We start from the raw sequence: 15290 nt of genomic DNA on the forward strand, positions 1-15290 counted from the left end.
GAATGGACAACTTAACGAATGAACAGCCGTTCCCAAGCGAGGAAGGGCGACACCACGAATCGGGGTATCCTCATATTTGCTCGGTCCTGGAAATACTCGGGGCCAAGTGGGCTTTTCTTGTCATCGCCGAACTGCACAGAGGGCCGCGAAGATTTCAGCAATTGCTGCGGGATATTGCCGTTGTACGCACGCAGTCATTAACAAACGTGCTTCGTCATCTGGAGAGAAGCGGGATCGTGCATCGCGAAGTATACCCGAGCGTCCCTGTAACCGTCGAATATTCTTTAACGGATAAAGGACGGGACTTTCAAGCGGCGCTCCGGGAGATGGAGAATTGGGCGATCCGGTGGGGAAATAGCGTTCGGGAGTAAAACAAAAAAATCGCAGAGTATCGGCAATTGCCGATGCCCTGCGATTTTTCTTTCCCATCCTAACTGCTCTATTCCCTTACTCGTCGGCCGAGGGGCCGTACAAGCCCGGTACCGGAATATCGAGCAGCCGCAAATAAACGCCGAGCTGCGCCCGGTGGTGAACCATATGGCTGAGGCCGAAAGTGCGAAGCGCGATCGCCCGCGGCTGACGCAAAATAATATGGTCGCCATTACGTAAAGTCCATTCCTCGCCGAGCGTTTTCTCGTCGCATTCGGCCAGCAGTTTCTCCAGCTTGGCGACATTTGCGTCAAACTCCGCCAGCACGTCCTCGCGTCTCTCCAGAGCCTCGCGCCGTAACGGTACGGTGGACAAATCGAATTCCGGGTACTGAAAAATGGCTACTTGCCAGTTGAGCAGATTAATCAGGTGCGTGGTCAGCCCGCCGAGCGTCATCGATTTCTCATGAGGCTTCCACCCCATATGCTCCTCGGGCAAGCGCTCCAGAATGCGCCTCGTACTGGCCAGCTCGTGTTTCGCGTCTCCGATGATCAGTTGTTTTACCATACAATCCCTCTCCTCCCTATATGGCTAGCATACTATAAACCCGTTGGAGTGTAAAAGGCTTGTCCCCTTAGTTTTTCCCCTCTCCCGACGACCTGCATGTATTAGTGCCTTCTTCCTCTGGTAAAAAGCCAGCCGCCAGCCGTGAACACCGAATAAAGGAGAAGGTTAAATCCGACGCCAAGCGCCAGCGAATCGTTGAATAACAGTGCTTGGAAAAAGGAGACGACATGGACGCGCAGCGAAGCAATCGCCGTCCCGACCGGGATCGCCGCAAGGAGCAGCGCCCACAGCAGCCAACCGCCAGGATGATAGGAGCCGGAGACGAGCATGCATAGAAGTGCCATAACCATCAAGTAAAAAGCAGTTTGGTAAACGAAAGAACCGGCCAAGCCGAAGCTATCCCAGTGAAACGCTTCGATCAGATCAATCGTGTTCATGTAATTCCGGAGCACATTCACTTCAAGCCCGTACCATAAACAATTGAGCAAAGCGATAGCCGCCGCCCATACGATAAAGACGAGTTGAAGCCCCTTGAAATAGTGCTCCCGGCTTGCGCCCAAATGCACGATCCGTTTGTAATAGCTGAGCGGCAGGACGATTGCGATAAACGGCAATATGAGAATGAGCATGTTGCCGTCCGACAGGCGGGTTCCCCCGCCGCTACTTATACTAAGACTGACGATGAGATCCGCAAGCCTTCCCAGCAGGATAAGGAGAATAACGCCCCAGATGTAAAACTTCACTTGCAAATACGTTGCTTTTAGATGAACGGCCCATCCACCCAAGTCAGGAACCTCCCTCGATCAAATACGAGAAAAACTTTTGAAGCGTCAAACGCTCCGTCGAAATGTCCAGCTTGCGAGCCTGCTCCATGTCCCCTTCGTCCAGTTCCTCGTAAATGGCGGCAAGAGTGCCGCGGCCGTACGCTTCCGTGTACAAGACTCGCTTTCCGGCAGTAAACGAAGCGACCGAATCCGCATGTCCCCGGAGCAAATGCGCAGCCTTATGTATGTTTTCCAGATCATCGTGAAACAGGAGAGAACCGGCTTCCAGGATCAATACCTTTTCTGCGACCGTAGCGATTTCGTCTATCAAATGCGTGGACAACACAATCGTACGAGGGTAGTTCGCGTAATCCTCCACAAGCGCTTTATAAAACCTCTCCCGCATCAAAACATCGAGTCCAAGCACCGGCTCGTCGTAGATCGTCAGCGGCGCCCGACTGGCGAGGCCGATGATGTTGCCTACGAGCGACTCCATGCCTCTGGAAAGCTGTCTCATTTTTTTATGCGGATCGAGCCGGAACGTTTGGAGCAGCCCCTGAGCGAACGTCCAGTCCCAATTCGGATGGAACTTCGCCGCGAACTGCAAAACCTCGAGAACCCGCGCTCCTCCGAAAGCTTTGTTTTTCTCCCGCACGTAGCAAAAATCCGCCGGAAGCTCCCCTTTGCGCAGCTTTTTCCCCCGAATCTCGATGGTGCCGCCATTCGGAAAAATGCCTCCCGCGATTAGATTCAGCAGCGTCGTTTTACCGGCCCCGTTTCGTCCGAGCAGACCGTAAATGACGTTTTCCTCCAGCTGCAGGTCCAGATTTCGCAAGGCGTATGTCCGGCCGTATGTTTTGTTCAAATTGCCGCAAGTCATCGCGATGCTCACAGTTCCTTCATTCCTTTCTCCGCTCTCTGATCATCTCGATAATCGTTTCAGTCGTCAGCCCTAGCTTATCGGCTTCATCCAGCAGATTGGACAACAGTTCCTTATAGAAACGCTCTTTTCGCTTGAGCTGAATTTGCTGCTTCGCATCGGCGGCGACATACATGCCGAGCCCTCTTTTTTTGTACAGAATCCCTTCATTTACAAGCAGTCCGATCCCCTTCACTACGGTTGCCGGATTGATTTGAAACCATTGAGAAAACTGAGCCACGGAAAGGACCTGCTCGTCCACGCGGAACGTACCGTTTAATATATCGTCCTCAATGATATAGGCGACCTGTTGAAAAATCGGCTGCTTATCGTCGAAAGTGACGTTCATGGCTTCACCATTCATCATATTAGTATGTTACCTGTCTAACATACCATAATTGGCGGGTTACCAGTTGTCAACATCCGCCGGTTATTGACAATTATTCGAGTCAGTATTACAGTATACTACATTAGTAACATACCGACATACACTAGGTCAATACATAAGGGACAAGGAGAGGAATAAAATGAAAACGGTCATCGAATTTCAACATGTAACGAAGCAATACCAAATAGGCGAAGTGCCGATCAAGGCGCTGGACGGCGTCGATTTTTCCATATCGGAAGGGGAATTCATCGTTATACTCGGCGCAAGCGGGGCTGGAAAAAGCACGATTTTGAACATACTCGGCGGTATGGATACGGCTACTTCCGGTCAAGTCATCGTTAACGGGCAAGACATCGCCAAATGGAACGAAAAACAATTGACGCGATACCGCGCAGAGAAAGTGGGCTTCGTCTTTCAATTTTATAACTTGATCCCGAATTTAAACGCGCTGGAAAACGTCGAATTTGCCGCAGAAGTTTGCAAGAACCATCTGGACGCCAGGTCCGTGCTGCATCAGGTCGGTTTAGCGAATCGCATGCAAAACTTCCCTTCCCAGCTCTCGGGAGGCGAGCAGCAAAGAGTAGCCATAGCCAGAGCCGTGGCCAAAAATCCTTCGCTATTGCTCTGCGACGAACCGACGGGAGCCCTGGATTATGTGACGGGCAAGTCGGTCTTGAAGCTCCTTCAGGATCTGAACAAGAACACGAAAAAATGCGTCGTTCTAGTCACCCATAATTCGGCCATTGCGCCTATGGCGGACAAAGTCATCAAGGTGAAAAGCGGTATAATCGAGAGCATTACGATTCACGATGAAACACAAAGTGTGGAAGGGATCGAGTGGTGATCATGAAATTAGGTATCAAGCTGATCAGAGATATGAAACAATCGGCCGGGCAGTTTCTGGCCTTCGTCCTGATCGTCGCTGTAGGAGCGTTTTTCTACACGGGACTAGTAACCTTAAGCGACAATTTGAGCGCATATACGAAAGCTTACTTTCAAGCCCATAATATAAGTGACCTGAATGTATACTACAGTCAAATTACCAAAGAAGAAGCCGCGGCATTAAGCAAAACGGAGGGCATCAAAAAACTGGAGGGCCGCTATACCTTCGATGCGACTCAATCGTTTGAAGGTTACAAAACCTCGATCAAAGTTCATTCGCTCCCCGCAAACAACGAAATCAACACGCCTGCCGTGACGGAGGGCGCTCTTCCGTCCAGACTGGGCGAAATCTTATTGGATTCTCACTACGCCAAAGAGCATCAATATCGTGTCGGCGACGAAATCCGCATTCGGACGAACGACAAATCGCGGACGTTTACCGTGAGCGGCTTGGGCGAAAACGTCGAGCATGCGAAAAAGAACGAAATCCAAGACCATCAAACGTACGGCTTCGCTTATGTTAGCGAAGAGACGATCCCTCTCCTTGCAGACGGCTTTTTCTACAACGAAATTATGATTGATGCCCAAGACGGCTACGACGTCGACAAACTGGGCAAATCGATTCAAGATCGGTCCCAATCGCAATCGCTGCCGTATTTGAACCAAATAAGCAAAGAGCGGACTTTCAGTTATTCGCAGCTGACCGCCACGATTCATAACAACCGTCTGATGAGCCAGGTTATCCCTATCGTTCTCTTTTTGATCGAAGCGATTATTTTGTTTCTTACGATGTCGAGGACAATCGATTCTCAAAGAAATCAAGTCGGGATCATGAAAGCGCTGGGTGTAAAAAACAGCAGCATTTTGCTTCACTATATGGGATACCCGGTGCTGGTAGGTGTTGCGGGCTCCCTCCTGGGCTTTGCCGTTTCCGCTTTCGTATTCGTTCCGTTCGTAACCGCGTCAAATGCTAGATCCTACTCGCTGCCGGGCATTGAATTTTCGCTTTCCGTGTATTCGCTGCTTCCTCCGATTTTATTTGCCAGCGCTTTTGGGATGATATCCTGTTACTTCAGCGGCAGAACGGTATTGAAGGAACGGGCCGCACAGGCGATCCGTCCGAAACCGCCAAAAGCGACGAAGCGCATTTTGATTGAAGCCGTGCCCGGCGTCTGGAGCCGTATTCCTTACAGCTACAAGCTTATTTTGAGAAATATATGGCTGAATAAACAAAAAGCTCTGGCGAGCTCGGTCGGCGTTGTCGGAAGCACCGTCTTATTGATAACGGCTTTTGGCACCCAAACGGCCTTGCAAAAAGTAGCGAACCAGATAGAGAAAGTATATACCTATGATCTAAGAGTTGATTATAAAGTAGGGTCTACTGCGAATACGATCACGCTCCCCTCCGGTATTGCAAATCGTTATGTTTTGGCTACCCTTCCCGTGGAACTCGTAAAGGAGAACCGCACCGAAAAGGCGGACTTGGTGGTCACTGAAAAAGAAAACAGTCTCGTTCATTTTTACGACGACAAGGACAACCGAATCGATTTGGAAGACGGCGGTGTGCTTGTACCGAAATCTTACGCGGACAAGTACCGAATATCCGAAGGGAACCAGATCCAGATCCGGTTTACTGCACCGGAGCTTGCACATAAAACGGTAACGATGAAGGTGCTGGGGATTTCCTCCCAGTATTCGAATCCGTCATTTTATATCACGCCCTCCTACTTAGAAAGCTTTGGGCTGGTTTACACGCCGACCTCGCTATTGGTGGCAGCGGACCGACCGGCGGACGTTGGCGGCATCCGTACGCTCTTCGAACAAGATCCTCAAGTGGAGGCCATTGCCGATAAGACGGATCTCCGGAAAGCGGCTCAATATATTTTGAAGCAAAACAGCTTTATTTTTATTATGTTTATCATCTGTGCCGTCGTTCTCTCTTTCGGCGCTATCTATACGATCTCTTCCATCAACATTTATGAAAGGAATCGCGAGCTTGCCACGCTCAAAGTACTGGGCTACCCGAAAAGCAAAATTAACCGGCTTATTTTTTTGGAAAATAGCATCCTGACCGCGTTAGCGATAATCATTGCTTTACCGATCAGCGGTTACATGTATGCGAATGTCATAAAAGCGCTGTCCAGCACCCATCAGCAAATCCCGGATAAACTGACTATTTCCGTATTGGCGATCTCATCTATTTTGGCTTTCCTGCTTACCGTTCTGTCTAACTTGCTGCTTAGAAGAAAAGTAGTCCGGATCAACATGATTGAGTCTTTAAAAAGTGTTGAATAGCGGAAATTAGAAAAAGAATCCGGCCGGTTCCAGCTGCTCATTCCGTTCCGGCCGTTCTCTTTTCGGTAAGGAAGTATACCAAAGCTATCAGAGGCAAAATCGTTCCGAATAGAGAGGTCAGACTCCAGCCGCCCTGAGCATACGACCAGCCCCCCAAAGAGGAGCCGGCGGCTCCGCCTAAGAAAAAGATAGCCATAAAAAGTCCGTTCAATCGTCCTCTCGCTTCGGCTCCCAATGAATAAATCTGACGTTGACTGACTACAAGATTGCCCGATACGGCCATGTCGAGTGTAACGGCGGATATAAGCAGCAATAGTAGAGCGAGGGTTGAAGAGCTTTGGAACAAATGGATCAGCAGAAAAGACAAACCGGCTACTACGATCGCTATTCCCGTTAACAGCTTGCCCCAGCCTTTATCCGCAAGCCTCCCCGCAATCGGCGCAGCTAGAGCCCCGCCCACGCCAACTAATGCAAACCAGGCAATGCCCGTCTGAGACATTCCGAAACTGTCGGCCAAATGTAAAGGAACGATAGTCCAAAATAAACTGAAAGCCCCGAATAAACAAGCTTGATACAAAGCCCGGCGCCGTAAAGCGGGAGTTTGCCGAAGTATAACGCCCAAGGAAACAATTAACTTTCCGTAACGAACCTCGGGCAATGGCTTACGAACCGGAAGGGCCAATGAAAGCAGCGCCATCAACAAAGCGATAGCAATAGCAGACCCTATAAAGATAGCCCTCCATCCCCATAGGCTGGTCATAAAGCTCGCCAAAGGCCTGGCGAACATAATGCCGAGCAAGAGACCGCTCATGACATTGCCTACGACCCGGCCGCGCTGATCTTCGGAAGCTAAATAAGCGGCGAACGGCACCAGAATCTGGGCCACGACGGCTCCAATGCCAATAAATAGCGATGCGATCAGAAACAGTGGTGCGCTAGGAGCAAATGCTACTGTTAACAAGGCGCCGATCAAAACGATAAGCACATAAATCGTGAGACGACGGTTTTCGACGATGTCGCTTAACGGAACGATGAACAGCAGACCGGCCACATACCCGATCTGGGTCACAGTAACGACGGAGCTTGCTGCTGCGGAAGTAAGACCGATCGCATCGCGGATTGGTCCGACGAGAGTTTGAGCGTAGTAAAGATTGGCAACAATGAGACCACATGCGGCTGCCAGCAAAAAAATCATCCAACTTGAAATATGGTAATCTTGATCCATTTGTTGATTCAACATAATCTCCTCCTCATTTAAAATACTGAACGTTTAGTTTATAAATTATTGATTACAAGCATATACTGAACGTATCGTTTTGTAAATACTCTTTTTTTTGAATCGTTTATTTTATATACTAAACGTATAGTATTATTCCGCGTTAAAACTTTAAACGGACAAGGGGGATTCACGTGCAGGGAAAAAGAGGGCGTCCGCGCAATGTAGAGGCGCAAAGCTCCATCCTTTCCGCTTCCTACGAATTATTGTTGGAAAACGGTTTTGGAGCTGTAACGGTAGATAAAATCGCCGAGCGTGCCCAAGTAAGCAAAGCTACGATCTACAAATGGTGGCCCAATAAAGCTGCGGTAGTGATGGACGGTTTTCTGTCTGCTGCGTCCGCCAGACTGCCTGTGCCGGACACGGGCTCCGTATTTCAGGACATTTTGGAACATGCCACGAACATGGCCCGGTTTATGACCAGCCAGGAAGGATCGATTTTTCTGGAGATTATTGGCGAGGGGCAGGTTGATTCTGCATTGGCCGAGGCTTTTCGAACCCGCTATATACAGCCTCGCCGGTTGGAGGTTCGCGGCATAATGGATCGTGGAATTCAGCGCGAAGAGCTGAAGAAGCATGTCGACATCGCCTTATGCACGGATCTGATTTACGGTCCGATTTTCTACCGCTTGCTAGTTACGGGTGACCGGGTGGATGAACATTATGTAGAACAATTGGTAACCCATGTCCTTGGCAGTATCCGTTCGGTTTGAAAATTAGCGAAAAAGAGCCATCAAAGGAATGGATGGCTCTCTCCGCATTGCCGGTCATATTCTCGCCTTCATGCCTTCTAATTACCGATGTTTGGCCGCAAAAGACTGCGCGGCTGCGCAAACGTAATAGGCCAGACCGGTTTGCTGATCCTCCAGCATGTTCAGATGAAAGTCGTCTTGCAGGAAAAAGCGGGTCTGAGCGGCAAAGCCATCGGGCGATACGGCGTGTCCGTGACCGCGCATAAACTCGAGATGCGTCCCGAGCAAACGCTCGACGGTTTCGCCGTCGCACTTGATCCCTTCCCTTAATGCAGCCGCCATTGCGTTCATAAAGGTCGCCGCTTCGGCGGCTTGTTCGTTCATGTCCGGAACGGCAGCCGCTTCCACCCGCAACGCCTCCGCCCCGTACGTTTTCTGCAAATGCACGTTTTGTTCGGCCAACGCCTCGTTCCACTCGTTCTCATTACCAAAACCTTTGAACAGTTCCTTGTTATCCATCGTTTTCCCTTCCTCCATACAAGTTATCGATGTGCGTAACGTCTGCATGATCTGCTCCAATCTTCTTTTGCGCTGAAGAAGCAGCTCCTCTTGCTGTGCGAGAATGGAGAGCCGGTCGGTTTGCCGGTCCAACAGCTGCTTGATGCGGGCTAAAGGAAATTCCAATTCCCGGTAAAACAAAATGTGCTGCAGTCTCTCCAGCTCTTCCTTGCCATACAGCCGGTATCCGGCTTCGCTTACTTCCCGGGGCAGCAGTAGGCCGATTTTGTGGTAATGGTGAAGCGTCTTGATCGTTACTTTCGAGATGTCGGCCACCTCATGCACCGTGTACAGCATGCTTCGTACCTCCCTTCCTTTCGCAGTTTAAGCTCTCCCCCAAGAGGAGAGTCAAGACACTTTTTTCGAGAATTTTTGTAAGTTTCTTGTAATGTTCTGGAACATGGGCAATTTGTTCAAAATCAACTGGTAACCGCAAGGCTTGCGGCTACCCCAAAAAAACGAGAGCGGTGTTCCCCCCTTCTGCACAAGCTACACATGCTTGCAGAGGAGGCGACCACCGCTCCTACGTACTTCTATACCAGTTTCGAAGCGTCATACAGCTGTACGAACGCATCCACAATTCGCGGATCAAAATGCTTCCCGCTTTGTTCCTTGATTTCGTTCAACGCTTCCTCCTTTGACCAAGCTCTCTTATACGGGCGCTCATGCGTCAGAGCGTCGTAAAAGTCGGCAAGTGCTACAATGCGCGCTTCTAAAGGAATGTCCTCCCCTTTCAACCCATGAGGATACCCGGTACCGTCCCACTTTTCGTGGTGGGATAACGCAATGAGTTTGGCCAGCTTCAAGAGCTTAAAGGAGCCCCCTTCTAAAATGCTGGAGCCGATCGACGTATGAGATTTCATACATTCAAACTCATGTGCCTCAAATCGTCCCGGCTTCAGCAAGATGGCGTCAGGGATGCCGATTTTACCAATATCGTGCAGGGGAGCCGCCAAACGGATCTGATCGGCCTCCTGCTCGGAAAGCCCTAACTGTTCCGCTAATAAGCCTGACAGCAGGCCTACCCGCTGCGTATGCTGGCCCGTCATGTCATCGCGATATTCCGACGCGCATCCGAGAAGCTGCAAAACTTCCTGTTGAGCTTGCCATAGTTCTTCCGTCCGTTGCCGAACTCTCTCTTCCAGCAGATTGTTCTGCTGCTGCAGTTGAATGTGAAGGTACCGTGTCCGAAGTAAATTCGTAATCCTAAGAATAACTTCCGTTCGGTCAAAAGGTTTGGTCAAAAAATCATTGACCCCTGCTTGCAGCCCCATCTGCCTGGCTTCGGCAGTTAAGTCTGCGGTAAGCATCAATACAGGCAAATAATTGTCGGTACCCGACTGATCGCGAATGAGTCTAAGAACCGAAATCCCATCCATCCCCGGCATATGTAGATCTAGCAGCACAATATCCGGAGTCACTTCCGCAAGCAAACGTTCGACCTGGAGAGAATCCATGGTACTAAATACATGTTTGAAGCCGGCTCGCTTCAAAATGCGTTCCAGCAGGCTGACATTATACTCCTGATCGTCGACAATCAGTATTTTCCCATCCTTAATCTCGTCCATAGATACTTCCCCAATCCTTTAACGTCCCCATCCCATTCGCTTGAAGGCAATCGTTCATATCGATTCCTTCGCAACAAATCGGCGGATTTCGGCCAATAACGATTTATGGTCAAACGATCCTTTTTGAACGACGCTTTTCACATATCCATTCAATCTGAGCCGCTCTGCTACCGTAACCGACTTCGCCGTGACCACTACAATCGGGATATCATTCCAAGCTTCCTTTTTCCGCAATTCTTCGACAAATTGAAAGCCGTCCATCTCCGGCATCATCAGATCAAGCAAAATCAGCTTAGGCTCCGCTTGCGCCACACATTCCAGAGCGAGCCGGCCATTTCTGGCCTGCGTAACGACATAACCTTCTTTTTGCAGCAGCCGCGTCATTAATTCGCTCGTCGCCTCATCGTCTTCGATCACCAGTACGTTATGATCGTTGCGATTGGAAATATAGCGATCCATAATACTGATCAGCCGTTCTCGATTGATCGGCTTGGTTAGAAATTCGGAAGCGCCGAGCGCATAACCCAGATGTTCGTCATTCGTCATAGACCAGATCACTACAGGCGTATTCTGAAGCTCCGGATCGCTCTTAATGGCCGACAAAACACTCCATCCATCCATACTCGGCATCAGGATATCCAGACAAATCACTTTCGGGCGCAGCTTTTTGGCTAGCTGCAATCCTTCCTGTCCGCTTTTAGCAAAAGCCAGCGTCCAATCTTCTTTGGCAAGATAACGCTTCATCAATTGATGGTTGTATGGCTCGTCGTCAATAAGCAGAATACTGGTCAGACTATCGCGTTCTTTCTCGTTATCGGCGGGCTCCGTTACGCTGATTTCCTCTCCGTTCATAGAAGCAGGCAGCCAGCATGTAAACGTGCTTCCCGCCCCTTTCTCGGACGCTACGTCAATGACTCCTCCTAGCATCTCGCAGAAGCTGCCGCTGATCGCCAGTCCAAGACCCGTTCCTCCATATTCGCGAGTAGTTGAGGAGTCCGCTTGCGTGAATGGTTGAAACAGCTTCCCGACTTGTTCCGCTGTCATCCCGATTCCGGTATCTCGAATGCGGAAACAGTAGCCGCTACGCAGGTCGCGATTTTCCCGATACACATCAAGAGCGACGATGCCATCTTTAGTGAATTTGCTCGCGTTACTGAGCAGATTAATCAGGATTTGTCTCAGCTTGGTGACGTCCGTTGTCATTTCCCCTTCGATCAAACAGGTTTCCAGCCGATTCCCGTTTTTATCGACGAGCGGTTTGACCGTAGTGATGACGTCCCGAATCAGCTCGGACAGATCGAAGGTTTCCGTATGGATTTCCATTTTTCCGGCTTCGATCTTCGAAATATCCAATATGTCGTTAATGAGCGACAGCAAATGCATACCGGCTTTTCTGATTTTCCCTAAATCTTCGACAAACATCTGTTCTCCAAGTTCCTCTGCTTCTTCCACTAACATCTCGCTGTAACCGATGATCGCATTAAGCGGCGTTCTCAGCTCATGGCTCATATTGGCCAGAAACTGGCTCTTGATCATACTCGCTTTGATCGCTTCGTCATGGGCTTGTTCGAGCTGCGCGGTTCGTTCCTTTACGAGCTCTTCCAAATTTTCATTTAACAGCCGGAGCTCCTGATTCATCAAATGAATTTCGTTCGCTTGCTCTTGAATTTCCGAATCTTTATGAGACATTTTATTGGAAATATAAATGCCGAGAAGCGACAATCCGAGCGTAAACAACGTTCCTCCGGAAATAAAATAGCCAAGCCAGTTCTGATTTAATACAATCCCCGAGGAGGACATGGATTCGTGCCCCATGCGGAAATGAGCCGCCGCCATCCCTGTATAATGCATGCCCGCTATTGCCGCGCCCATGATTAATCCGCTTCCAACCTTTTTCCACACTCCCGCACGTTTTCCGCCTTTGTGAAAATACAGCGATAACCACAAGGCAGCAATGGATGCAAGAAAGGCGATCACAACGGATAAGAGGAAATACAAGGGGTCGTACGAAATATCGATGAGCATGGCAGCCATACCTATGTAATGCATAGCCGAAATCCCGATAGCAAGCAGCACGCCGCCGACAAGCAATCTCCGCAGCGTTAATTCATCGCGAACAACCACATATAGGGCAAGGAAAGAAGCGATGATAGCTACAACAACGGACAAAAATACCGTAATCAAGTTATATGCAACCTGTACGGGTAATGAAAAAGCCAGCATGCCGACAAAGTGCATCGACCAGATGCCCATACCCATCGCAAAAGCTCCGAATAGCAGCCATAGCCATCGATTTCTCCCGACGGACGTGGCGATCCTTCCCGCCAGATCAAGGACGGTGTACGAAGCCACAACCGCGACCACATATGAAAATGCAACCAGGAGTGCATCATACGACCCGTGAAGATGCTCCATTTTGTTTCCCTTCTTCGCTTTAATTTTTCAATGAATCTTATAACATAGCCTATATTATACACGCTTTCGTGCAACATTCGATCTGAATACTCAAAAAATGCTAAATTTCTCCTGCAAAAATCGTCGAATTTCGTCACAATCCGCGGTTTCTATGCGTAGATGAACCGGCAGCCGAGTTATGACCATATAAAGGTGAATGGCCATTCAGAAAGGAGCAGCCACTTGGATATCGAGGAGCTGGACGATCTAATCAAGAAGCACGGCGGAGCGTTATACGGATTTTGTCACAGGCTCGCGGGAAACAAGGCGGACACGGACGATCTGTACCAAGAAACGTTTCTGAAAGCGATGGAACTACGCCATAGAATGAACTCGAGCCTCAATCCGAAAGCGTTCCTGCTCGCCATTGCGGCACGGTTACGCAAAAACAGCCGCCGGAAATGGGCATGGCGGCAAAGAATCGCGCCCACTGCCGAACTAAACGACGCCTCAAACAGAGCCTCTCTGGCCGCAAGCGAATTTTCGCCGGAGGAAGCCATTCTGTCGGGCGAGCTGCGCGGCACGATTCAGGCCGCCGCAGCGACGCTGGATGACAAGCTGAAAGTACCGCTCTACATGCATTACACCGCCGACCTGTCCATTGACGAGATAGCGGAGGCGCTTGGAATCCCGCCCGGCACGGTCAAGAGCAGACTGTACAAGGCGCGCAAAGCGATCAAATCCATATTGGAGGCGGAGCCCTTATGAACGAAACGGAAAAATGGGACCGGCTGCTCAGGCAGTCACTGGCTTCGGAGGCGGAAGCCGAGCCCGGACTGAATCAAACGCTTATCGATACATACAAGCGGACGAATCGCGTCAAACGAAAATCCCGAAGCAGACTTTCGCTGGGCTTACTGGCCGCCGTAATTGCGCTTGTCATGTCCGTGACGGCCTATGCGGCTACGAAGCTGTTTAGTTCCGGACAAGTTGCGGAGCATTTGGGCGAACGGATTTTGGCTGAGGCGTTCGCAAGTCATAACGCGATCGAAATTAACCGGACGATCGCATCCGGCAACTATCGCTTTACTTTGCACGGGATCGTCTCGGGATCGGGGCTGAAGGAATGGAACCGCGAGGCTCACGGCATAGCTCCGGATAGAACGTACGCCGTCGTCTCCATCGCCAAAAAAGACGGGAGCCGCATGCCGGCTACAAGCGACCCGGAATACGGGAAAGACCCGTTCTTCGTATCGCCGCTCGTCAAAGGGCTAAAGCCGTGGCAGGTTAATATCGTTACGATGAAAGGCGGGTACAGCGAAGTTGTCGTAGACGGAATTATGTACAGATTGATCGAATGCGACGGCGTCGAAATGTTCGCCGACAGAGGGGTGTACTTGGCGATAAGCAGCGGCGACGCGTTCTACAATAACGCCGCATTCGCCTATGACGAAAGCACGGGGGAAATAAGCGCGAGGACCGATTACGCGGGCACGTCGATTTTGTTCGAGCTGCCGCTGGACCAAAGCAAAGCCGACCGCGCCAAGGCCGACGCATATTTGCGGGAGCTGCTCCAAGAACCTTCGGCGGCCCGCGCCTCCGAACCGGCATCAGCACCGCAACAGGCCGAAGCGGAACTGGCGAGGCATCTGGAGCAATTGAAGAGCAAAGTTGCCGGCGGCACGCTCATCCCCGAATCCGTCAAAGCCGTGACCCATGACGAGTTAGGCCGTATCAACTACGAGTATGACGGCTGGACGGTCAAGCTTGCTCCGATCCTGCTGTTCACCGAAGGCCAGACGGGCTTCTCCGATGCGGTGCAATTCAGCGAAGCGGACGGACGCTACAAGGCGCTTCTATTTTCCCGGGACGCGGAAGGCGTCATTACCGGCAGAGTGATCGATCTGAACTAGAATGGCGCTGCGGCAAGAGCGAACAGGCTCTTGCCTTTTTTTTGTTCAGCCATCTGGCGGAGTGTCAGCCCAGCAAAGTTAACGCCGAAAAAACGGCGTTGTTTATAAACGAACGGTCGGGGCGCGATCTCATCATGACGGTAATTCCGATTAAGGTAACGACAAAGGTTTGCGCCAAAGCTCTCGGTTGGATAGTATTCGAAAGCTCTCCCGATCGAACGCCTCTTTCTATCGTTTCCTGGAACAGGGCGGACAAGTACATCTGGTGCTCCCTCGTCAAAATTTCAAACTTCTCGTCATGAGGTGCCAGCTCCACCATCGTATTGATGCAAAAACACCCTCGTCCGGCATCCTGCTCATCCGGACTATACTCCGCCGCAACCAGGTCTTCGAAAAAAGCCCGAAACGTTTCCTTTACGGACGCTTTGCCTTGAAAACGGCTTCGCACATAAGCGGCATGAAGATGTGTATATTTGCGAAGCGCGGCTTCAAACAACATTTTTTTGTCTCCGAAGGCGGCATAAATACTCGGACGTTGAATGCCCATCGCAGCCGTCAAATCGCTTAAAGAAGCAGCCTCGTACCCCTTTTCCCAAAAAAGCCGCATAGCTGCATGTAAAGCTTGCTCTTCGTCAAATTCCCGTGGCCGCACCATAATCTTGTTCCTTTCCTCGGTATCATTATGAACAGGATGCGGGGATCCCC

15 protein-coding genes are annotated in these 15290 nt (G+C 50.4%); 6 read left to right on the forward strand and 9 right to left on the reverse strand.

Annotated features, from left to right (window positions below; translation table 11 throughout):
* The first annotated feature begins 2 nt into the window (after positions 1-2).
* Complete coding sequence (locus D7M11_RS06960) at positions 3-371, forward strand: winged helix-turn-helix transcriptional regulator (protein ID WP_120746452.1); 369 nt, start codon at positions 3-5, stop codon at positions 369-371.
* A 76-nt stretch (positions 372-447) separates the two neighbouring features.
* On the opposite strand, the gene D7M11_RS06965 is transcribed toward D7M11_RS06960, so the two are convergent.
* From D7M11_RS06965 to D7M11_RS06980, 4 genes are all read right to left on the reverse strand, one after another.
* Complete coding sequence (locus D7M11_RS06965) at positions 448-936, reverse strand: DinB family protein (RefSeq protein WP_120746453.1); 489 nt, start codon at positions 934-936, stop codon at positions 448-450.
* 101 nt (positions 937-1037) lie between these two features.
* Entirely contained in the window at positions 1038-1721 is a 684-nt protein-coding gene (locus tag D7M11_RS06970) for a hypothetical protein (RefSeq protein ID WP_120746454.1), read from the reverse strand.
* 1 nt (position 1722) lies between these two features.
* A complete protein-coding gene (locus tag D7M11_RS06975; protein WP_120746455.1) occupies positions 1723-2592 on the reverse strand; it encodes an ATP-binding cassette domain-containing protein in 870 nt (289 codons plus the stop codon).
* Positions 2593-2599: 7 nt separating this feature from the next.
* The gene (locus D7M11_RS06980; protein WP_120746456.1) at positions 2600-2986 is read right to left on the reverse strand and encodes a GntR family transcriptional regulator; all 387 of its coding nucleotides are present in this window, start codon (positions 2984-2986) and stop codon (positions 2600-2602) included.
* A 160-nt stretch (positions 2987-3146) separates the two neighbouring features.
* Between D7M11_RS06980 and D7M11_RS06985 the strand changes: the two genes are divergently transcribed.
* Together D7M11_RS06985 and D7M11_RS06990 are read left to right on the forward strand one after the other, a co-directional pair.
* Positions 3147-3851: an ABC transporter ATP-binding protein gene (locus D7M11_RS06985; RefSeq protein ID WP_120746457.1), complete on the forward strand. Its 705-nt coding sequence runs from the start codon at positions 3147-3149 to the stop codon at positions 3849-3851.
* Between the two features lie 2 nt (positions 3852-3853).
* The gene (locus D7M11_RS06990; RefSeq protein WP_120746709.1) at positions 3854-6184 is read left to right on the forward strand and encodes an ABC transporter permease; all 2331 of its coding nucleotides are present in this window, start codon (positions 3854-3856) and stop codon (positions 6182-6184) included.
* 37 nt (positions 6185-6221) lie between these two features.
* Here D7M11_RS06990 and D7M11_RS06995 read toward each other — a convergent pair whose 3' ends face one another.
* Positions 6222-7424: an MFS transporter gene (locus tag D7M11_RS06995; RefSeq protein ID WP_120746458.1), complete on the reverse strand. Its 1203-nt coding sequence runs from the start codon at positions 7422-7424 to the stop codon at positions 6222-6224.
* Positions 7425-7594: 170 nt separating this feature from the next.
* Between D7M11_RS06995 and D7M11_RS07000 the strand changes: the two genes are divergently transcribed.
* Entirely contained in the window at positions 7595-8173 is a 579-nt protein-coding gene (locus D7M11_RS07000) for a TetR/AcrR family transcriptional regulator (RefSeq protein ID WP_120746459.1), read from the forward strand.
* 81 nt (positions 8174-8254) lie between these two features.
* Here the strand turns inward: D7M11_RS07000 and D7M11_RS07005 are convergent, their stop codons facing one another.
* The 3 genes from D7M11_RS07005 to D7M11_RS07015 form a co-directional block, all read right to left on the reverse strand.
* Positions 8255-9007 (reverse strand): MerR family transcriptional regulator, encoded by a 753-nt coding sequence (locus D7M11_RS07005; RefSeq protein ID WP_120746460.1) that lies wholly within the window; start codon positions 9005-9007, stop codon positions 8255-8257.
* A 236-nt stretch (positions 9008-9243) separates the two neighbouring features.
* On the reverse strand, positions 9244-10278 hold the full coding sequence (locus D7M11_RS07010) for an HD-GYP domain-containing protein (protein WP_120746461.1): 1035 nt from the start codon (positions 10276-10278) through the stop codon (positions 9244-9246).
* A gap of 54 nt (positions 10279-10332) precedes the next feature.
* Positions 10333-12693 carry a hybrid sensor histidine kinase/response regulator gene (locus D7M11_RS07015; protein ID WP_120746462.1) on the reverse strand — a complete coding sequence of 787 codons (2361 nt, stop codon included), beginning with the start codon at positions 12691-12693 and terminating at the stop codon, positions 10333-10335.
* Positions 12694-12915: 222 nt separating this feature from the next.
* On the opposite strand from D7M11_RS07015, the gene D7M11_RS07020 reads away from it, so the two are divergent.
* Positions 12916-13440: an RNA polymerase sigma factor gene (locus tag D7M11_RS07020; RefSeq protein ID WP_120746463.1), complete on the forward strand. Its 525-nt coding sequence runs from the start codon at positions 12916-12918 to the stop codon at positions 13438-13440.
* Positions 13437-14585, forward strand: coding sequence for a hypothetical protein (locus D7M11_RS07025; RefSeq protein WP_120746464.1), 1149 nt, complete (start codon positions 13437-13439; stop codon positions 14583-14585). Before D7M11_RS07020 ends, D7M11_RS07025 begins: the two co-directional genes overlap by 4 nt.
* Positions 14586-14649: 64 nt before the next feature.
* Here the strand turns inward: D7M11_RS07025 and D7M11_RS07030 are convergent, their stop codons facing one another.
* Positions 14650-15240 carry a TetR/AcrR family transcriptional regulator gene (locus D7M11_RS07030; RefSeq protein WP_120746465.1) on the reverse strand — a complete coding sequence of 197 codons (591 nt, stop codon included), beginning with the start codon at positions 15238-15240 and terminating at the stop codon, positions 14650-14652.
* Positions 15241-15290: the final 50 nt, after the last annotated feature.

It is taken from the genome of Paenibacillus ginsengarvi (assembly GCF_003626695.1).
Taxonomy (GTDB): Bacteria; Bacillota; Bacilli; order Paenibacillales; family NBRC-103111; genus Paenibacillus_AB; species Paenibacillus_AB ginsengarvi.